This is a genomic window from Acinetobacter sp. YH12132, from assembly GCF_013418645.1.
In the GTDB taxonomy this organism is placed as follows: Bacteria; Pseudomonadota; Gammaproteobacteria; order Pseudomonadales; family Moraxellaceae; genus Acinetobacter; species Acinetobacter indicus.
Map to the genome: position 1 here is coordinate 1 of NZ_VPBR01000015.1, position 20,094 is coordinate 20,094.

Below are 20,094 nucleotides of genomic sequence, written 5' to 3' on the forward strand. Positions count from 1 at the left end.
TCATAATCTCTTAATGATCTTTCCAACACCTCGTCAGTGCCAGAAGCTGGACTCAAAACACTCGACAACTCAGCTATCCGCCTCGTTCATCACCGTGTATCTCGTCGGTATGGGGTGCATTCTAGAGGATTTCAGAATCATTGCAAGCCCCAATTCACTTTATTTTTCACGTATGTATCTTTTTTCTACGAAACAGCTAAAAAAACCGGTTTTTCACTTATTTTTTGCACAATTCAAAAGAAAAAATCCCGCGAACGGGATTTTTTGCTGTCTTTCTTTTTATCTTATTCAGTAAATTTCTGCGTGCTGTAATCCGCTGTTGGCAATTTACCGAGCGCTTTTTGTCCGGTTGTTCCCGGTAAACGCTCCACATATTGTAAAAACGCTTCGGCATAATCAAGGCCCACGTCCATACGGCGCTCGCCTGTCACCTCTTTCATGCTGCTATAGTAGTCCTGTCCATTGGCCAGGAAGTCGATAGTCACCACTTTATAGGTTCGATCCAAGACCAGTGCTTCATAACTACCGCTTGTATTACGCACTTCCAGCTGGCTAATACGCTGCCCTTTGGCCTGGGTTAAATCTACCTGCCAGCGTAAACCACCAGTATATGGATAACTGCCAGTATTTCTCTGCTCGACCACACCGCTAATCGCATCTTCCAGCGTGGCTTTAATTTCTGCACCAGTCATATCCAAACGGACCAGTGTATTTTTAAATGGCAGTACCTGATAGATTTTCTCTACGGTGACTGGACCTGCCGCGACATCCACACGCACCCCACCACCATTCTGGAATGACAGATCGGCATCAAAGTACACTTTACCTTGTTGCAAGAAGGCTTCGGCAATCATCTGCTGAATATCGCCGCCATGGGCAATGACATGCGGATTCTGGTTACAGATATCGCCCAGACTAGAACGGCTGGTATCACGCTGTATCCCCGGTACACGGCGTAAACACAGGTTATCGGTTGCCTGAGCCACCACCGTGCTGGCAAAATTCTGTTTCTGTTGTTGATATGGCAGCAGCACATTTAAGGTCGCGGTATATGGGCTGACCACCTGCATCGGAATATTCGCCGCTTTAAAACGCTCCAGCAGCGCCGCCTGTTCGGTTGCATTTAAGGCTTCAAACTGTTTGCTCTCGGTATTTTCACGCTTAAAGTCATCGCCCACTAAAATGTGCGGTGTACCACTACACTGTTCCACCTGACCTTGCGGATTGAACCTGACCTTTAAATCACCCACTACATAGCTGTACTGCCAGGCCTGGGCAATACAGACCAGATCACCATCTTTATTTCGCGCTTGGGTCGGATACGCACTACTCGGACTCAGGCCGACCGCCTCTAAACTGTCCGGACCTAATAAGGTATGTGAATCACCGCCGACAATTACATCAACATCAGTTAAAGCCGCAGCCAGTTGCTGATCCAGGGAAAAACCGGTATGGGTTTGCAGGATAATCTTGTGAATACCCTGAGCTTTCAGGCGATCAATTTCCTGTTGAGCCGCTTCAATTTCATTGGCAAACGTAGTGTCACTGTTCGGCTGAGAGGCATTTTTGGTTTTATCAGCAATGGTCAGGCCAATAATGGCAAACTTTTCACCGTCACGTTCAAATATAAAAGACTTTTCAATGCGCTGGGTCTGATACAGCGGCGAAGATGGGCCGAAATTCACATTGGCCGACACAATACGGGTTGGTGTGGCACAGTTACCGGCATCCAGATAGTTAATAAATTTCTGTAGGCCTGTATCTTTGGCATCAAATTCATGGTTACCCAGCACAAAACTGTCAAAGCAGACCGTATTCATGGCATCTGCATCGGCCTTACCTTCAGAAAGGTTAAAGTATAGATCGCCAGTAATCGCATCCCCACTGTGTAGTTTGATCACATTCGGATATTCCTCTGCCAGACGGTTGATTAAACCGGCGACACGGGCAAAACCACCCCGGCTGACGCTATAATTTTCTTCCTCAGCCCCTTGTGCCAGGCTAAAGTTCCAGTGCTCTTCATCTAAATGGGAGTGATGGTCATTGATATGCAGAATATTCAGTTCAACGGCTTTGCCCTCAACTACTGGCGTCGGTGCAGCAGTATGACGGTCATTATCCCCACAGGCTGTCATGAAAACAGAAAGACAGGCTATTGATAATATGGTTTTTTTATTCAATATATTCATCTGGCAATTACCCTGAGACTCAGTGTTTTAATTGGAATTGTCTGATTGAGTCTGTGGCCTGAACATGTAAGGCAGATGAAAAAACGATCAAGATTTCATGACAATAGTTAAACCCGTTCGCGAATATGCTGCATGACCTCTAAGACCAGTGCCTGTTTACCGCGATAATCTTCGGCAGCAAACAGCAGTCTGGCTTTGCGCGGCAGTTGCTCGTGAATCAGGGCAAATAGCTGATACATGGCCGACAGTTCCAATTGCTCAAACAGCGTCTTGACCGGTTGATAGGCAAACTGCTTTTCACTTTGCGGCTGATATTCAAACAGGAAACGTAAAATGGCATCCAGCTGCTGATCATGGGTATCGGTATTATAGGAATACATGCGCTCCCTCTGGCTCGAGTTTATTTTTTATATGGAAATGATGATCCGGATTTATTTATACGCCGGATTTTTGCAGCGGGCAACCATGGGCAGACACCGCTCCAGCTGCTCAAAAAACCGCTTTTTTCAGGTCAAAGGCTAAATTTTGGATAAAAAAAAGAAAGAGATCTCTCCCAAAATCTCTCCCTCGGAGTTGAATCTTTTACGGATCCATATGTTATTGTCATTATTATTTTCGGCTATTTCCGCGCTTCTTGGGGATGAAACGTCATCAAATAGCAATTTACCCTCTAGATATGTAGACACCACATATTTAGACGGATAAATCTTAAACATAAAATATGACAAAATCAAGACAATCGGAAAAATTTAATTCTTGTTTTTATAAGGTTTTTTTTAAATTTAAATATTTAAATATCTTATAAGCAATATCATAAAAAAAGCAGACCGAAGCCTGCTTTTTAATTCAAATACTTAACTGCATTTTTAGTCGGTAAAGGTGACTTTGGCAATGGCTTTTTTACTGGCCTGCACAATCAAGGTCACGTTTTCTTTCACCGAGAATGAGGCATCGACTGGTTGCCAATCAACTTTCACTGCACCACGACCGACAGCATCTTTAGCTTGCGCTGCGTTTTTGGTTAAACCTGCTGCACGTAAAATAGAAGCAATGAAAATCTCGCCGCCATATTCGCCACGTGAAATGGTCACTTCTGGTGTGCCTTCTGGCAATTCACCTTCGGTAATCAGGTTACCGGCACCTTTATGCGCCTTGGCTGCAGCTTCTGCACCGTGGAAACGCTCGACCAGTTCCAGCGCCAGAATCTTTTTCACATCCTGCGGGTTACGGCCTTCAGCCACTTCTTTCAGTAACTGCTGGATTTCTGCCACAGACTTGAAGCTGAGCAGGTCAAAATAACGCTCAATCAGTGAGTCCGGCATAGACAGCACTTTCTGGTACATCGCGCCTGGGGCATCAAATACACCAATATAGTTGCCCAATGATTTCGACATCTTGTTGACGCCATCTAAACCTTCCAGAATTGGCACGGTAATACACACCTGTGCTTCCTGGTTATAACGGCCCTGTAAGGTACGGCCCATTAGCAGGTTAAAGGTCTGGTCGGTGCCACCCAACTCTACGTCAGCTTCTAAAGCCACCGAGTCATAGCCTTGTACCAGCGGATACAGGAATTCGTGAATCGCAATTGGTTGCTGGTTGTTATAACGCTTGGTGAAGTCATCACGCTCCAGCATACGCGCCACGGTTTGCTGTGAGGCCAGTTGAATTAAATCGGCCGCAGTTTTGCTGGCAAACCATTCCGAGTTAAACACCACTTTGGTTTTGTTTGGATCGAGAATCTTGAACACCTGTTCCTGATAGGTTTTGGCATTTTCCAGTACCTGCTCGCGTGACAACGGCGGACGGGTCGCGCTCTTACCGGTCGGGTCACCAATCATGGCAGTATAGTCACCAATCAGGAAGAAGACCTCGTGCCCCAAATCCTGGAACACTTTCAGCTTGTTAATTAAAACCGTATGACCCAAATGCAGGTCAGGTGCAGTCGGGTCAAAGCCCGCTTTAATTTTTAAAGGACGGTTCTCTTTTAATTTCTTTAGAAGATCTTCTTCAGAAATAATTTCATGCGTACCTCGTTGGATGAGGGCAAGTTGTTCTTCAGCTGGCAAGAAATTTGACATCACAAAACCCAAACACATCAGTTATTCAATTTGTGCGATATACTAACACTTTTTCAGCACATTGCAGGCTTAAGAATAACCATGACAGCGATCTATATTGGGGTAATGACCGGCACAAGTATGGATGGTGTCGATATTGTTGCTGCTTCTTTTGATCCTTTACAGCTTCATGCCACCCTGACCCTGAGCTTCGATCCCGATTTACGCGATGAACTGATGGCCCTGACCCTGCCGGATGACAATGAAATTGACCGGATGGGCAAGGCCGATGTGGCGCTGGCGCAAATGATTGGACATGGCATTAACCGCCTGATTGAAGAACACCAGCTTGATCGCAGCCAGATTCGTGCCATTGGTTCACATGGCCAGACCATCCGCCACCGGCCTGAACATGGCTTTACCCTGCAAATTGGTGATCCAAATATTATTACCGAAATAACCCAGCTGCCGGTGGTCTCGGATTTCCGCCGGCGTGATATGGCTGCCGGTGGACAAGGTGCTCCGTTGGTACCAGCTTTTCATCAGGACGTGTTCCAGCATGACAGCATCCACCGGGTGATTCTGAATTTGGGCGGGATTGCCAATGTCAGCATGTTGCCTGCCGGACAGCCGGAAAAAGTCTATGGTTTTGATACCGGCCCGGCCAATATCCTGATGGATGCCTGGTGTGAACGCTACACCGGCCAGCCTTATGATGAAAACGGCAACTGGGCGGCTTATGGACAGCCAATTCGCAGTCTGCTGGACCGGCTACAGGCACATGAATATTTTTCCAAAGAGCCGCCAAAAAGCACCGGCCGTGAAGATTTTAACCTGGAATGGCTGGATGAACAGATTGCCGACTGGCGCAATGACCTGGCCTATCAGGAACTGGAAGATACCCCGGAAAATGTACAGGCCACCTTGTTAAAACTGACCACCCGCGCGATTAAAAAAGCCATTTACCGCTCGGGCATGGACACCGGTGAAGTCTATGTTTGTGGGGGCGGTGCCTATAATTCCTATTTACTGGAACAGCTGCGCTGGCGCTTACGCAAACATGAGTGGAGTGTACAGACCACGGCAGATTTAGGCATTAACCCGACCTGGGTAGAGGCCACTGCTTTTGCCTGGCTGGCGATGCGTTTTCTCAACCAGCAAAGTGGCAATTTCCCGGCTGTGACCGGGGCCAAAGGCTACCGGATTTTAGGAACATTGACCGCAGTCTAGGCCAATCTCTTTATATTAAAAAAGATATTAAAAAAGCCCTCAAAATAGAGGGCTGAGTATTTTAAAATTCTGCTTAAATCGAGAAAGAAGAACCACAGCCACACGTAGTCGTGGCATTCGGATTTTGAACCACAAAACGTGAACCTTCCAGACCTTCTAAATAGTCCACCACTGAACCGACCAGATATTGATAGCTGAGTGAATCGACCAGCATTTTTACGTCACCATTCACGAATTCAGCATCATCTTCATTCATGCTTTCAGCAAAGTTAAAGCCGTAAGAGAAGCCCGAACAACCACCACCGGTCACATAAACGCGTAACATTAAATCTTGGTTGCCTTCACTGTCACGCAATTGGCGTACTTTGTTCGCAGCATTGTCAGTCAGCACAAGGGCTTGGGCATTCATGTCGGATTCCTCGTTCGATTCAAATGTCTTTTAACAGAAAAGACCACATATCAAGTATAACATACCCAATATATGGTCAGTCATGTTCAATTCAAAGTCAATTCAGACTAATTTTATCAAGATTATTTGTAATTCTCATCCTGTAGGCCGCATTCGAAGTTTTTCGGGTCCTGCTTACAGCGGAATTGCCACAGCAGCTTCATCATGCGTTTGTCATAAATACCTCGTTTGGTCAGGTCAATCCGCGCCTCACGCATCATCTTCTGATAGCCCGGTTTGTCGGCTGCCGGAATATTCATCCAGTATTTTTGCGGAATATCGGCTTTCATTTTACCCAAGATGTTAAAGGCACGTGGCAATTGACCTTTGACCCATTCCCGTGATTTCTGGCCAAAACCGGCCGGGAACTTGTTCGGGCGAATAATAATATTGCCAGTTACCTGTAAAATCGGATAATTCACAATCGCGCCTTTACTGCCCAGGCCCTTATGCAGCTCTAGCGGCTTAAACACGGCGGCCGGTGCACCAATAATATCGACCTGACCATTATTAAACTTGCTGCCGAAGTTGGTGACATCTGAACTGACTGCCTGCGCGCCAATCTGCTGCACCATAATTTTTTGTGCCTGGTCATAATCCAGGACCGCAATTTTTTTACCGGCAGCTTTGGCCACGGTATTAATACTGCGGTCATTGACCATTAAAAAGGCATCACCGACAGGCACTACACCAGCCACTTCATACTGGCCTTGAGTCATAAAGCGGGAAAATTTCGGACTGGCCAGTCCCTGCATGACTTTGACCGCCAGATTTAAATCGGGAATTGCACCAATCGCATCCAGAGAACCGGTAAAGCTGTTAAATTGACGCCCGCGCATACCGGTGACACTAATCCCGTCACATTTACCGGCTTTAAAATCTTCGGCAATTACCGCTTCATTCTGCCCGACGCGCAGTTCAATATCGGCGCCCCAGGCTTTGGCCGCCAGCTGATAGTCCAGCATCAGCGCATACACATCACCACTTTTTCCCACCAAATCAAAGACACACACTGTCTGCTTGGCCTGTGCTGCAGTCGCACCGAGTCCCATCACTGCAGCCAGTGCGATGCCTTGAGCATAATATTTCATTGATCTTTCCTTTATCGCTGTTCTTGTTGTTTTCAGTTGTACTGAATCGTGTTTAATGTTTTAAAAAGCTATTTTAGCGCATCCATCCTTGTTCTTTTTACCCTTGGAGATCACGCTCTCCTGCTCCTCCTGTCTGTATGCCTTTGATGAAACAACTCATCTCTATTTTTTAGGCTTGGGCAAAGATGAAACTATTATTTTTGATTAGCTTACGTGATTTGATCTGAACTGCAATGGCCCAAGTGACAAGGTTCCAGATGCAACAACCCGGCACAGATGCCGGGTTGTTTTTCCTTAAAAATGAAGCTTATTCACCGCCCAGTGAACACTCGAAGTTGGCTTTATCGACAGAACAGCGGGCACGTTTGAGTACGCTCATCATCGACGCATCATAAATACCGCGCTTGGTCATATCCATCCGCCCTTCACGTAACAGTTTCTGGTATTTGGTTTTCTCTTCCGCGCTCAGGTTCATTTTGTATTTGGCTGGAATGCCTGCTTCCAGACGTTTAATCATGCCCAAACTTTTTGGCAGATTTTTCGAGAACCAGTCACGCGATTTCTGGCCAAAACCAGCCGGGAATTTCTCCGGACTAATTACTAAATCAGCCGTCACATGCAGTACAGGGAAATTAAACATGGCGCCTTTGGTTCCCAAGCCTTTATAGATTTCCAGCGGCTTATAAGCATAGGCTGGCGCACCAACCATATCGACCTGGCCATTATTAAATTTCGCCACAAAGTTAGAGACATCGGAGATTACCGCCTGAGCACCGACACGTTGCACCATAATTTTTTGTGCATCGTCATAGCCCAGTACCGCAAATTTCTTGCCGGCAGCTTTTTCAATTGAATCAATATTCTTGTCACGGACAAAAATAAAGGCCGAACCTAAAGGTGCAATTCCCGCCACCTCATATTTTTTTCCCCCCAGATTGGTAACCATTTTGCCGGCATTACGTTTGTCCAGTGCAAAGGTAATTGCACGTTGGGCAATGGCATTGCTTGGCACACCGCCCAGCGCATCAATTGAACCGGCAAATTTATTGTACTGACGGGCACGCATCGCAGTCAGGAAAACCGCATCACATTTGCCAGCTTTAAAGTCATTATCGGCCACGGCTTCATCCTGACGGGGAATCAGGTTGATGTCTGCGCCCCAGCCTTTTGCAGCCAGCGCCCATTCCTGGGCCATTTGATAAGATTCACCAGATTTGCCGAGTAAATCGAAGATACATACATCGACTTTGGCTGCCTGAGCATTGCTGGCCATACCCAAAGTAGCCAGCGCAGAAAGCGCGAGAATTGTTTTTTTCATTGTATTTGTCCTTACAGAATCGTCTTTCATCAAGAGTGTCCATACACTTGCTGAATATTAAGCAACTTGTTTTTAAAAAAATAGAGCTTTTACTCCAAATATTTTTAAATCGTGACCAATTCAATTTATACAGCTGCTGATCTCAAACCCACAAATTGCAGAGATCAGCAGTATTTTCAATGGCTTAAAAATTTCAGGCAGCGCGGTGAAAATTTACACATCACGGCCACTTTTTTACAAACTTATAACCATTTTCTCTATTCGCCACCAAGTGAACATTCAAAATTGGTACGTTCTACCGTGCAACGTGCCCGTTTCAGGACCCGCATCATTGAGCCATCATAAATGCCTTTTTCGGTCAGTTCGATGCGGCCATCACGTAGCAGTTTCTGGTATTTGTCCTGATCTTCCTTGCTGAGTCGGGTGCGGTATTTATTTGGAATTTCCGCTTCCAGACGTTTCACCATGGCAAAGTTTTTTGGAATCTGCTGGACAAACCAGCGCCGGGACTGCACTGCAAAACCATCTGCAAATTTTTCTGGCCGGATAATCAGGTCCGCCGTGACATTGACCACCGGAAAATCAATCATGGCGCCGCGTGTGCCCAAACCTTTTTCAATTTCCAGCGGTTTAAAGGCATAGGCCGGTGCGGCCACAATATCAACCTCGCCCTGATTAAACTTGCGTACAAAATTGGAAATATCGGAATCGACTGCAATACCACCGACCCGCTCCACCATCATTTTTTGTGCCGGATCATAATGCAGAATCGCAAATTTCCGGTTTTTAATGTGCTCAACCGAGTTCATGGCCCGATCTTTAACAAAAATATAGGCCGAGCCAATCTGGCCGATGCCAGCCACTTCAAAGGTTTCCTGGCCAATCCGGGTCACCAGACGGCGGTTATTGCGCCGGTCCAGCACATAACTAATGGCTTTCTGGGCAATGCTATTACTTGGCACACCGCCCAGTGCATCAATCGAACCGGCAAATTTATTGTATTGCCGCGCCCGCATTGAGGTCATATAGGCACCATCACACTTGCCCGCCTTAAAATCGCGCTCGACCTGGGCTTCATCCTGATAGGCTTTCAGACTGACATTGCTGCCCCAGCGCTTGCTGGCCAAGGCCCATTCTTCCAGCAATTTATAGGATTCTCCGGCCCGTCCCAACAGATCAAAAACACAGACCTGCGGATTGGCCTGAGCCAGGCCACTGACGCCACACAAGGCCAGTGTCGACAACAACAAAACTCCGTTTTTCATTTTTGTCACCGTACATTTGTTTTTGTTTTTTATCAGAAATTTTAATATATCGGGCTTGGTTTTATAAAAAAACCCTGCATAGTCGCTTTCCGATAGATGACACGGCGCCCGCTTTTTCATTATTTTTTTCGATGTGTTGCTGTAGCACCTGAAATAAACTGCGCCAGCTTTTTGTTTTCCAGAGCGCATCCTTTAGAATAGGCGCATTCTGTTCCTGAGTTTAGTGAGTCCAATGATTCAATTTGACCAAGTCTCTTTACGCCGTGGTGGTCGTGTCTTATTTCAAAAAGCGTCCATGCAGATCCATCCGGGTTGGAAAGTTGGCCTCACCGGAGTCAATGGCGCCGGCAAATCGACCTTATTTGCCGCCTTATTGGGAGAACTGGGGGCAGATGAAGGCAGCCTGACCCGTCCATCGGGCTGGACCGTTGCGCACATGGCCCAGGAAGTCAAAGCCCTAGATATGCCGGCGCTGGATTTTGTGTTATCGGGCGATGAAGAATACTGGCAGATTCAGAAACAGCTGGCACAACCTGAACAGCTCAGTAACAGCGAACTGGCACAATTACATGGCCGTTTTGATGAAATTCATGGCTATTCTGCCCCATCTAAAGCCGCCCAGTTAATGGCCGGTCTCGGTTTTATGGAACATCAGCTACGTCTGGATGTCTCCAGTTTCTCCGGTGGATGGCGCATGCGTTTAAATCTGGCACGCACCCTGATGAGCCGCTCCGACTTACTACTTCTGGATGAGCCAACCAACCACTTGGATCTGGATGCCATTTTATGGCTTGAAGACTGGCTCAATGCCTATGAAGGCACTTTAATCCTGATTTCACATGACCGCGATTTTCTCGATGCAGTGACCGATCATATCCTGCATATCGAAAATCAGGAACTGACCTTATATACCGGCAATTACTCGACCTTTGAAGTGACCCGCAGCGAACGTCTGGCCCAGCAGCAACAGGCCTTTGAAAAGCAGGTTGAAGCCCGCGCACATCTGCAAAAATTTATTGACCGTTTTAAAGCCAAAGCTACCAAGGCACGTCAGGCGCAAAGCCGGATTAAACAGCTGGAAAAAATGCAGTTGCTGGCGCCGGCGCATGTCGATACCCCGTTTACCTTCACTTTCCGTGAACCCACCAAAATGAGTTCACCCTTACTGACTCTGGATCAGGCAGAAATTGGCTATCCGGGCAAAAGTATTGCCAGCAAAATCAGTCTGCAGATTACCCCAAGCTCGCGTATTGGCCTGCTGGGCATGAACGGCGCCGGTAAATCTACTCTAATTAAATCACTGGTTGGTGATTTAGCGCTTTTAAATGGCCAGCGCAAAGCCTCTGAACTGCTGAATATTGGTTACTTTGCCCAGCATCAGATGGATGCACTGGATGCGCAGGCCAGCCCGATGCTGCAATTGTCACGTCTGGCCGACAAACAGATCAGTGAAGCCACCCTACGTTCGTTCCTCGGCAGTTTTGGTTTTAGCGGCGAACGTATGGATACGCCGTGCGAAAGCTTCTCCGGCGGTGAACGCGCCCGTCTGGCCTTAGCCCTGATTGTCTGGCAGCGCCCGAATGTACTGATTCTGGATGAACCGACCAACCATCTGGATTTAGACATGCGTCATGCCCTGAGCATGGCCTTACAGGACTTTGAAGGCGCAGTGGTACTGGTATCGCACGAACGTCAGCTAATCGCCAGTGTCTGTGATGACCTGCTGTTGGTGCATGCCGGACGCTGTACTGAATTTTCCGGTGATTTGCAGGATTATGCCAAATGGTTACGTGAGGCCCGTCAGCAGCAGATCAATGCCCAAACCGCATTGGCACAGGCCAGCGCAAGTACCAACAAGACTGCCGCACCGGCCAAAGTTGATAAAGAAGCACAGCGCAAACTGGCGGCGCAGCGCCGTGAAGAAACCCGTCCGCTGCGGAAAAAAATTGAACAATGTGAAAGCCAGATTGAAAAAATCCAGCCCCGTCTGGCCAGTATTGAAGAACAGCTGGCTGACAGCAGCCTGTATGAAGCTTCGCGTAAAGAAGATTTGCTCAAGCTGATGAATGAACAGACCAGCTTAAAAGCCACGCTGGAACAGGCCGAAGAAACCATGCTGGAACTGATGATGGAACTGGAAACCCTGGAACAGTCATTCCAGAACAGTTAATCCCGTTTCTTCCCAAGCCATCCCCTCAAGATAGCCCCCGTGGCTATCTTTTTTTTATTTCCACTTTATGATCACTCCTCTTTTTAGCCCGTCTGTTTTCTCTAAAAAGATCAAGGAGGATGCTCACCAATAGCTGTTTTCCTCTCCGTTTTACTTCTGATTGCACTTACTGAACTGCAATATAAAGCTCTCTTGCACACAGCTTGGCCGGTTTATTTATACATAAATTTACAGCCGCGCCTTTCATTATGGAGGAATGTGGCCGGCTCAATGCACGGGTCTGGCCTTCTGCTAGCCAAGAGAGGAAATTCTATGCGTGCCTTAACCTATCATGGAACCCGAGATGTAAGAGTTGAATCGGTGCCTGACCCAATTATTCAGGAACCGGATGATGTCATCCTTCGCGTCACCGCCACTGCCATTTGTGGCTCAGATCTGCATTTATATCGCGGTAAAATTCCGGCCACAGAACACGGCGATATTTTTGGCCATGAATTTATGGGCGTGGTCGAAGAAGTCGGCCCCGAGGTCACGGCAGTAAAAAAAGGCGACCGGGTGATTATTCCCTTTGTGATTGCTTGTGGTCACTGCTTTTTCTGTGAACATGAGCTGACTGCCTCCTGTGAAAATACCAATACGGGCCGCGGCGCCATTCTGAATAAAAAACAGATTCCACCGGGTGCAGCGCTGTTTGGCTACAGTCATCTTTATGGCGGCGTGCCGGGTGGACAGGCCGATTATGTGCGAATCCCCAAAGGTAATATCGGTCCTTTTAAAGTTCCCGGTTCACTGCCAGATGAAAAAGTGCTATTCCTGACCGATATTCTGCCAACCGCATGGCAGGCGGTGACCAATGCACAAATTGGCAAAGGCTCCAGTGTAGCCATTTATGGTGCCGGACCCGTGGGATTACTGTCAGCGGCCTGTGCACGGATGCTTGGCGCTGAACAGATTTTTATAGTCGATCATCACCATTACCGGCTGCAGTTTGCCCATGAAACCTATGGCGCGATTCCAGTCAATTTTGATGAAATGGATGCGGCCGAGTTTATTATTGACAATACTCCCGGCCATCGGGGTGTCGATGCGGTCATTGATGCAATTGGTTTTGAAGCCAAAGGCAGCATGATTGAAACCGTGATGACCAACCTGAAACTGGAAGGCTCCAGCGGCTTTGCCCTGCGCCAATGTATTGCCGCAGTGCGCCGTGGCGGAGTAGTCAGTGTGCCGGGTGTCTATGCCGGTCCAATTCACGGCTTCCTGTTTGGCGATGCCTTTGATAAAGGCCTGACTTTCAAGATGGGCCAGACCCATGTGCATCGGTACCTGCCCGAATTACTGGAACGGATTGAAAATGGCGACCTGTCCCCCGAAGTGATTATTACCCACCGTATGAAACTGGCCGATGCTGCCGAGGGCTATCGTATTTTTGATCAACGCGAACAGGATTGCCGCAAAATCATTCTCACGCCCTAATCCGTAGTGCCATCAAAAAAGCGCCCGCAGGCGCTTTTTTTAAATCATGCCCTTAGGCATCAATATCGGCATTCAGGGCATTTTCTTCAATAAAGGCACGACGTGGTTCTACATCATCGCCCATTAAACACGAGAACATCCGGTCTGCTTCAATCGCATCTTCAATGGTCACCTGCAGCATATGACGGTTTTCCGGGTCCATGGTGGTTTCCCAAAGCTGCTCGGCGTTCATCTCGCCCAAACCTTTATAGCGTTGGATCATCATGCCGCGGCGTGAGTCCTGCAGAATATGCTGCCAGACCTGATGGAAGCTGTTGACCTGAATCTTGCGCTCGCCTTTTTGCAAGTACGCGCCTTCTTCAATCAGGCTAAACCAGCTCTTCGAGTTCTTCAGCAAACGTGCGTACTCACCCGAACCGAGTAAACCGGCATCCAGCAAATAAGCATGTGGCAGGTTATGCACATAAATGGTAATACGTGGCCAGTAAATCGCAGACTTCTGTCCTTCCGCATCTTCTTTGTCAAAGGTTTCGATGCTGAGTTCAGGACGTAAACTGCTTTGAGTGGCCGCGATATAGGCACACAGCTGCTCACCCCAAGCCTGTACATAATCCAGATCATGTGCCTGATCCAGCTTGAACGCCTCTTGCGCCAGCAAACCATCTAACAGGCTGGCTGGATAACGCAAGGTTAAACGGCTCAGGCTCTTTTGCGAGGTCTGATAATCGGCAATCACCGAAGCCAGTGCTTCACCACGAATCGCCGGTGCATCTGCGCTGACATGTAGGGCCAGTTCATCAATGGCATTGGAAATCAGATAGGTTTCCAGTGCTTCATTGTCTTTAATGTACTGTTCCTGCTTACCTTTTTTCAGCTTGTACAGCGGTGGCTGGGCAATATAGATATGACCACGTTCCACCAGCTCCGGCATTTGACGAAAGAAGAACGTCAGCAGCAAGGTACGGATGTGCGAACCATCGACGTCGGCATCGGTCATGATAATGATTTTGTGATAACGCAGCTTGTCCGGGTTATATTCTTCACGGCCAATTCCGCAGCCCAGTGCAGTAATCAAGGTGCCGACTTCTGCCGATGAAATCATCTTGTCAAAACGGGCACGTTCCACGTTCAGGATTTTACCTTTTAGCGGTAAAATCGCCTGCATTTTACGGTTACGGCCTTGCTTGGCTGAACCACCCGCAGAGTCACCCTCGACCAGATACAGTTCAGATAAAGCTGGATCTTTTTCCTGACAATCGGCCAGTTTACCCGGTAAACCGGCAATATCCAGCGCGCTCTTACGACGGGTCATTTCACGTGCTTTACGCGCTGCATCACGGGCACGCGCTGCATCAATAATCTTGCCTGCAATCGATTTGGCCGCTTGCGGGTTTTCCAGTAAATATTCCGAGAAAGATTTATTCATGGCCTGCTCGACCGCAGGTTTTACCTCACTCGACACCAGTTTTTCTTTGGTCTGTGAAGAGAATTTTGGATCAGGCACTTTCACCGAAATAATTGCGGTCAAACCTTCACGTGCGTCATCCCCGGAAACCACCACTTTCTCTTTTTTGAGCAGGTTTTCGTTTTCCATGTAGCTGTTTAAACCACGGGTCAACGCGGCACGGAAACCGGCTAAATGGGTACCGCCATCTTTTTGCGGAATATTGTTGGTAAAGCAGCGTACATTTTCCTGATAAGAATCATTCCATTGCAACGCAACTTCAACTCCAATGCCATTTTCTGCCTGCACGGTAAAATGGAAAATATCATTCAGATGGTTTTTGCCTTCGTTAATATATTTCACGAACTCAGACAGACCACCTTCATAGTCATAGATATGTTCCAGGTTAATACGCTCATCTTTCAGGACAATACGTACACCGGCATTCAGGAACGACAGCTCACGTAAACGGCGCGCCAGAATATCAACATTATAAATGGTCTGGCTAAAGGTTTCAGCACTTGGCCAGAAACGAACCATGGTTCCGGTCTCTTCTGTTTCACCAACCACAGTTAATGGATATTGCGGATCACCATGACGGTATTCCTGCTGATGAATCTGACCGGCACGTTTAATGGTCAGTTCCAGTTTGCTCGACAGGGCGTTTACCACCGATACCCCGACCCCGTGCAGACCGCCCGACACTTTATAACTGTTGTCGTCGAACTTACCGCCGGCGTGCAGGATGGTCAGAATCACCTCAGCCGCCGATACGCCTTCTTCCGGGTGAATATCAGTTGGAATACCACGACCGTTATCGGCCACAGATACCGATTCATCTTCATGAATAGTGACTAGAATCTCGTCACAATGGCCGGCAAGCGCTTCGTCAATCGCGTTATCGACCACCTCGAACACCATGTGGTGCAAACCGGTACCATCATCTGTATCACCGATATACATGCCCGGGCGTTTACGAACAGCATCTAGGCCACGTAATACTTTGATACTAGAGGAATCATAAGCCTTTTCATTGGTTTGTTCTGTTTGAGTGGCAGATTGATCTTCTGAACTCATGGTTTCTCCCTAGTAAAAACTGGTCTATCCAAAGATAAAAAACTATTGCACAACAACTTGAACAGTACCGTTTTCAACATTGAATAATTGATAGGAAATAGACAAATCATGTAAGTGATTCTGCACTGATTCATGGTCTAAGGTGGTAATAAAAACTTGACTACCAAGTTGGCTCAATCGCTCAATTAAACGTCGTTGTGCGGTTAAATCTAATTCTGCTGTCAGATCATCTAATAATACCACAGTTTCCTTATTGCACGCATGTAGCATTGCAATCTGTGACAGTTTTAAAGCCATGATCAATAACTTTTTTTGTCCGCGTGACAGCACCACATCGGCATCGCCAGTCGCTGTTTTTAAACGTAAATCTGCGCGATGCGGTCCATATTCGGTATAGCGGCGTCCCACATCTTTCTGATGATGATTGACCAAATCGCTCATTAAACCCGGTTCCGGATGAAATCCCGGATGGTATTCCAGGCGAATATTTAAATCGGGCAACAACTGCTGTAAATCCTGCTGAAAATAGTGCTGCCACTGCTCGATAATACTGTAGCGTTGCAGATGCAGCATTTCACCATACTGGCTCAGCATCTGGTTCCACGGTTCTAGTTCTGCCAGGCTTAAATGACGCCGGGTTTTTAGTAAGCTGTTACGCTGTTTTAAGGCCCGCGAATAGTATTGCCAGGCATGATAAAACTCTGGTTCCACGTGGAACATCATCCAGTCCAGCAACTGCCGGCGCGGTTTGGCGCCGTGGTCGATAATATCAGTACTTTGCGGATCAATCAGTTGTAGCGGCAGCAGTTTGGCCAGCTGCCCCTGGGTGGCAATATGATCACCATTGACCTTAATCAGTTGTTCCCCAGACAGCAGTTTTTGCATGCCGATTTTTTCGGTGGGCGACTGGGCAAATACAATCGCATCTTGGGCATCATGCTGAATATAGTTTTTGGGGATATGGGTACGGAAGGAACGACCGGTGGCTAGTAAATGAATGGCTTCCAGAATCGAGGTTTTACCGGAGCCATTGGCACCATAAAAGACATTAAACGGCTGCAACCCGACGAGTGCAACCGCTTTTAAGTTTCGAACACGTTTTATATTTAAACGCGTAATATGCATAATCGTGTCAGATCACATACAAGCTTAGACACGCATCGGCATCACAACATAGGTTTGATCTTGCTGCGCTGGGTCTTGCACCAGTACCGACTGGTTGGCTTCGGTCATGGTCATCGCCACATCATCACCATCCAGTGCACCTAATACATCCAGCAGATATTGAGCATTGAACGACATTTCCAGCGGTGCATTGTTGTATTGCACGGCCAGGTCTTCAATCGCTTCATCCTGCTCCGGGTTGTTGGCGCGTAATTGCAGTGAATCTGCATTAAAGTTCAGGAATACGCCGCGTAATTTTTCATTACTTAAAATCGCCACACGCTGTAACGACTGCTTGAACACGTCATGTGCAATCATCACCACTTTATCACCACCACGTGGAATCACACGGCGGTAATCCGGGAATTTACCGTCAATTAACTTGGTGGTGAAACGTACGGTAATATCGCCCTGCTCTTTGTCACGGCTCGGCACGGAAATGGTTACATTTAACAGTTCACGGCCAATTAACAAAGACAGCTGCTCATCTTCAATACTGAGCAAACGCTGTAATTCACCCACAGCTTTACGTGGCACAATCGCCTGAATCGGTTGTGTCGCATTTGAAGAGGCACCCGTTTCACATAATGCCAAACGGTGGCCATCGGTAGTCACAGCGCGCAGCTGTTTTTCATCAATTTCCAGCAAGGTGCCGGTCAAATAGAAACGTACATCCTGCACCGCCATGGCAAAGGCAGTTTTTTCAAATAAACGTTTTAATTCACGCTGAGTCACCGCTACCTGTGTGCCTTGAGTATTTTCAGTGGCCAATAACGGATAATCTTCGGCTGGTAAAGTCCCCAACACGAAACGGCTGTTGCCCGATTTTAAAATACAGCGCTGATCTTCAGTAATCTGCAGGTCAATTAAAGCCGCAGTCGGCAAAGATTTACAGATATCCATCAGTTTACGTGCCGGCACTGTGGTCTCACCCGCCTGTAAACATGCACCTTCAGCCAGAACCGTACTGGCCACCAGCTCAACTTCCAGATCGGAACCGGTAATGGTCAGTGCCTGTTCGGTCACCTGAACTTTCACGTTAGATAAAATGTTTAACGTATGGCGACGTTCAACCGCTCCTACAACATGTGATAGAACATTGAGTAAGCTTTCTTTGGCGATTTTTAAACGCACGGTACATTCCTCTAACAACTGAAGATGATGAAGATAAAAATTAATTTTTTAGCAGTGTACTATGCGGCAGAATATGCCGCATTGCAAGAACAGAATTTGACCAAACCGGCCTAACTTTGCAACAGGCGTTGCAGGTTTTTATAGTCCTCGTTGAAGATTGGATCTTCTTCGCGCAGGCTTTGTACTTTCTCGCAGGCATGCATCACGGTACTGTGGTCACGACCACCAAAAGCCATGCCAATTTCAGGGAAACTGTCCCCGGTCAGTTCACGGGCCAGCCCCATCGCCAGCTGCCGCGGACGGGCATAAATCCGGGTACGTTTTGGCCCGACCAATTCTTTGAGTGGGATACGGAAATATTCACTGACCACACGCTGGATATTTTCGGTACTGATGGTACGCGCACGAATCGCCAGCACATCTTTTAGAGATTCACGCACCACATCCAGATCAATCGCGGTGCCTTTAAAACGGGAAATTGCGACCACCTTGTTTAAGGCGCCTTCCAGTTCACGCACGTTGGCGACCACCTGCTGGGCAATAAACAAGGCACAGTTGCGCGGTAAATCGACGCCACTGCTTTCGGCTTTCTTTAATAGAATTTCAATCCGGGTTTCAATATCGGGCGGTTCTACCCCAACTGACAAGCCCCAGGAAAAACGTGACACCAGACGCGGGTCCAGTTCAGTCAGTTCTTTTGGATAACGGTCCGACGTCAGAATAATCTGCTTGGATTCATCCAATAAGGCATTAAAGGTATAGAAAAACTCCACCAGACTGGCTTCTTTACCGGCCAGCAAATGAATGTCATCGACCAAGAGCAGATCAAGTGAACGGCAATTTTTCTTGAATTCTTCAACCTTGCCCTGCTGTAGCGAGCTGACAAAGTCATGTACAAAGCTTTCAGCAGTCATATACATGACCCGGGCATTCGGCTTGGCCTGCAACAAGGCATTCCCCACTGCCTGCATCAAGTGGGTTTTACCCAGACCGGTCGGGCCATATAAAAATAGCGGGTTATGTTGTGAAGCGCCCAGATGGGTCAATACTTTACGGCAGGTTTCTGCCGCCATCTGGTTAGAACGGCCTTCTACAAATAAAGAAAAGGTAAATAAAGGGTTTAACTGACGCTTGCGGCTGTTTTTGCTGCCGCTCTCTTCTTTGTCCTTTTTTGGACGGCTGACCGGTGCCGGTGTTGATTCTAAAGCAGCGGTGGTGGTCGCCGGCTGTTCACTGGCCGATAAAATGGCGCCCGGACGGGAATCGACCAGGATTTCAACTTTACGTACCCGTCCTTCAGACAGTTGTTCGGCCAGAATCGTGATCAGCTCAAGATGATGTTCCTGAATATAGCGGGTCCAATACGGGTTCGGTGCATATAAACGTAAAGTATCTTCTGATTCTTCTGCAACTAATGGGCGAATCCACATCGTAAAGACATTCCCAGAGAGCTCTTGTCGCAAGCGATTTAAGCAGTCCGTCCAAAGCATGTGAAAACCCCTATTTATTCCATTTTAAATTTAAAACGCATTCGTCCGCTGCAAGCGGGTCGCCATTCTAACCAAGTTATCCACATCTGTCATGAGAAATTGAGCGAATTTAGCCAAAAAACAAACACCAAGATCTAAATTTAAATTTAAATTTAAAAGCTGGTGTGGATAAGTTTATCCGCAAGCTGTGGATAAAATATAGCATAAAGTTATCCACAATGTATTAAAAATATAAAAACACGGTTATCCACATGCAAAGTCTATGTTTTTTAAATTTAAAAATTGCTTTTCCACATAAAAAAGCCACTCTAATAAGAATAAATTTAAATTTATAAATTTGAATTTATATATTAGAGCGTGCTCGGATGTGGATAAACTGAAATAAATTTAAATTCGAATTTAAACCTGCAGAGAATAAATTTATTCACATGGTCTTGTGGATAATTATGTGAATAATATTGTTTATAACTTATTTTATATGTTTTAACAATAGGATAGCTTGTGAATAAGCCAGAATATGTACAATTGCCTATTCCTG

The 20,094-nt window shown here is 47.0% G+C and carries 14 protein-coding genes; 3 read left to right on the plus strand and 11 right to left on the minus strand.

The features are described from left to right. Positions 1-284: 284 nt before the first annotated feature. The 3 genes from FTU67_RS11990 to tyrS all read right to left on the minus strand — a co-directional run bounded on the left by FTU67_RS11990 (position 285) and on the right by tyrS (position 4,288). A complete protein-coding gene (locus FTU67_RS11990) occupies positions 285-2,189 on the minus strand; it encodes a bifunctional UDP-sugar hydrolase/5'-nucleotidase (RefSeq protein WP_180061779.1) in 1,905 nt (634 codons plus the stop codon). Positions 2,190-2,296: 107 nt separating this feature from the next. Further along, entirely contained in the window at positions 2,297-2,569 is a 273-nt protein-coding gene (locus tag FTU67_RS11995; RefSeq protein ID WP_005181154.1) for a hypothetical protein, read from the minus strand. Positions 2,570-3,055: 486 nt separating this feature from the next. Then, complete coding sequence (gene tyrS / locus FTU67_RS12000) at positions 3,056-4,288, minus strand: tyrosine--tRNA ligase (RefSeq protein WP_168382784.1); 1,233 nt, start codon at positions 4,286-4,288, stop codon at positions 3,056-3,058. Between the two features lie 63 nt (positions 4,289-4,351). Here tyrS and FTU67_RS12005 point away from each other — a divergent pair, with 63 nt between their 5' ends. Continuing rightward, entirely contained in the window at positions 4,352-5,479 is a 1,128-nt protein-coding gene (locus FTU67_RS12005; protein WP_005181147.1) for an anhydro-N-acetylmuramic acid kinase, read from the plus strand. 73 nt (positions 5,480-5,552) lie between these two features. Here FTU67_RS12005 and erpA read toward each other — a convergent pair whose 3' ends face one another. The 4 genes from erpA to FTU67_RS12025 form a co-directional block, all read right to left on the minus strand. After that, a complete protein-coding gene (gene erpA / locus FTU67_RS12010; protein ID WP_005181144.1) occupies positions 5,553-5,888 on the minus strand; it encodes an iron-sulfur cluster insertion protein ErpA in 336 nt (111 codons plus the stop codon). Between the two features lie 122 nt (positions 5,889-6,010). Further along, positions 6,011-6,979 (minus strand): putative solute-binding protein, encoded by a 969-nt coding sequence (locus tag FTU67_RS12015; protein WP_171065126.1) that lies wholly within the window; start codon positions 6,977-6,979, stop codon positions 6,011-6,013. A gap of 346 nt (positions 6,980-7,325) precedes the next feature. Continuing rightward, complete coding sequence (locus tag FTU67_RS12020; RefSeq protein ID WP_075175275.1) at positions 7,326-8,336, minus strand: putative solute-binding protein; 1,011 nt, start codon at positions 8,334-8,336, stop codon at positions 7,326-7,328. A 257-nt stretch (positions 8,337-8,593) separates the two neighbouring features. Continuing rightward, positions 8,594-9,601, minus strand: coding sequence for a putative solute-binding protein (locus FTU67_RS12025; RefSeq protein WP_034598267.1), 1,008 nt, complete (start codon positions 9,599-9,601; stop codon positions 8,594-8,596). Between the two features lie 232 nt (positions 9,602-9,833). Here FTU67_RS12025 and abc-f point away from each other — a divergent pair, with 232 nt between their 5' ends. Next, on the plus strand, positions 9,834-11,771 hold the full coding sequence (abc-f, locus tag FTU67_RS12030) for a ribosomal protection-like ABC-F family protein (protein WP_104504245.1): 1,938 nt from the start codon (positions 9,834-9,836) through the stop codon (positions 11,769-11,771). A gap of 312 nt (positions 11,772-12,083) precedes the next feature. After that, a complete protein-coding gene (locus tag FTU67_RS12035; protein WP_180061780.1) occupies positions 12,084-13,247 on the plus strand; it encodes a zinc-dependent alcohol dehydrogenase in 1,164 nt (387 codons plus the stop codon). 52 nt (positions 13,248-13,299) lie between these two features. On the opposite strand, the gene gyrB is transcribed toward FTU67_RS12035, so the two are convergent. The 4 genes from gyrB to dnaA all read right to left on the minus strand — a co-directional run bounded on the left by gyrB (position 13,300) and on the right by dnaA (position 19,556). Further along, on the minus strand, positions 13,300-15,768 hold the full coding sequence (gyrB, locus tag FTU67_RS12040) for a DNA topoisomerase (ATP-hydrolyzing) subunit B (protein ID WP_168405797.1): 2,469 nt from the start codon (positions 15,766-15,768) through the stop codon (positions 13,300-13,302). Between the two features lie 42 nt (positions 15,769-15,810). Further along, positions 15,811-16,893 carry a DNA replication/repair protein RecF gene (gene recF, locus FTU67_RS12045; protein ID WP_180061781.1) on the minus strand — a complete coding sequence of 361 codons (1,083 nt, stop codon included), beginning with the start codon at positions 16,891-16,893 and terminating at the stop codon, positions 15,811-15,813. A gap of 24 nt (positions 16,894-16,917) precedes the next feature. Beyond that, entirely contained in the window at positions 16,918-18,066 is a 1,149-nt protein-coding gene (gene dnaN / locus FTU67_RS12050; RefSeq protein ID WP_005181124.1) for a DNA polymerase III subunit beta, read from the minus strand. 110 nt (positions 18,067-18,176) lie between these two features. Then, the gene (dnaA, locus tag FTU67_RS12055; protein WP_104470782.1) at positions 18,177-19,556 is read right to left on the minus strand and encodes a chromosomal replication initiator protein DnaA; all 1,380 of its coding nucleotides are present in this window, start codon (positions 19,554-19,556) and stop codon (positions 18,177-18,179) included. Positions 19,557-20,094 lie beyond the last annotated feature (538 nt).

Coding starts and splice junctions, on each gene's coding strand:
- FTU67_RS12025 (WP_034598267.1), bottom strand. CDS start 9,601: ATGAAAAACGGAGTTTTGTTGTTGTCGACACTGGCCTTGTGTGGCGTC.
- FTU67_RS12005 (WP_005181147.1), top strand. CDS start 4,352: ATGACAGCGATCTATATTGGGGTAATGACCGGCACAAGTATGGATGGT.
- FTU67_RS11995 (WP_005181154.1), bottom strand. CDS start 2,569: ATGTATTCCTATAATACCGATACCCATGATCAGCAGCTGGATGCCATT.
- tyrS (WP_168382784.1), bottom strand. CDS start 4,288: ATGTGTTTGGGTTTTGTGATGTCAAATTTCTTGCCAGCTGAAGAACAA.
- abc-f (WP_104504245.1), top strand. CDS start 9,834: ATGATTCAATTTGACCAAGTCTCTTTACGCCGTGGTGGTCGTGTCTTA.
- FTU67_RS12015 (WP_171065126.1), bottom strand. CDS start 6,979: ATGGGACTCGGTGCGACTGCAGCACAGGCCAAGCAGACAGTGTGTGTC.
- FTU67_RS11990 (WP_180061779.1), bottom strand. CDS start 2,189: ATGAATATATTGAATAAAAAAACCATATTATCAATAGCCTGTCTTTCT.
- dnaA (WP_104470782.1), bottom strand. CDS start 19,556: ATGCTTTGGACGGACTGCTTAAATCGCTTGCGACAAGAGCTCTCTGGG.
- recF (WP_180061781.1), bottom strand. CDS start 16,893: ATGCATATTACGCGTTTAAATATAAAACGTGTTCGAAACTTAAAAGCG.
- FTU67_RS12020 (WP_075175275.1), bottom strand. CDS start 8,336: ATGAAAAAAACAATTCTCGCGCTTTCTGCGCTGGCTACTTTGGGTATG.
- erpA (WP_005181144.1), bottom strand. CDS start 5,888: ATGAATGCCCAAGCCCTTGTGCTGACTGACAATGCTGCGAACAAAGTA.
- gyrB (WP_168405797.1), bottom strand. CDS start 15,768: ATGAGTTCAGAAGATCAATCTGCCACTCAAACAGAACAAACCAATGAA.
- FTU67_RS12035 (WP_180061780.1), top strand. CDS start 12,084: ATGCGTGCCTTAACCTATCATGGAACCCGAGATGTAAGAGTTGAATCG.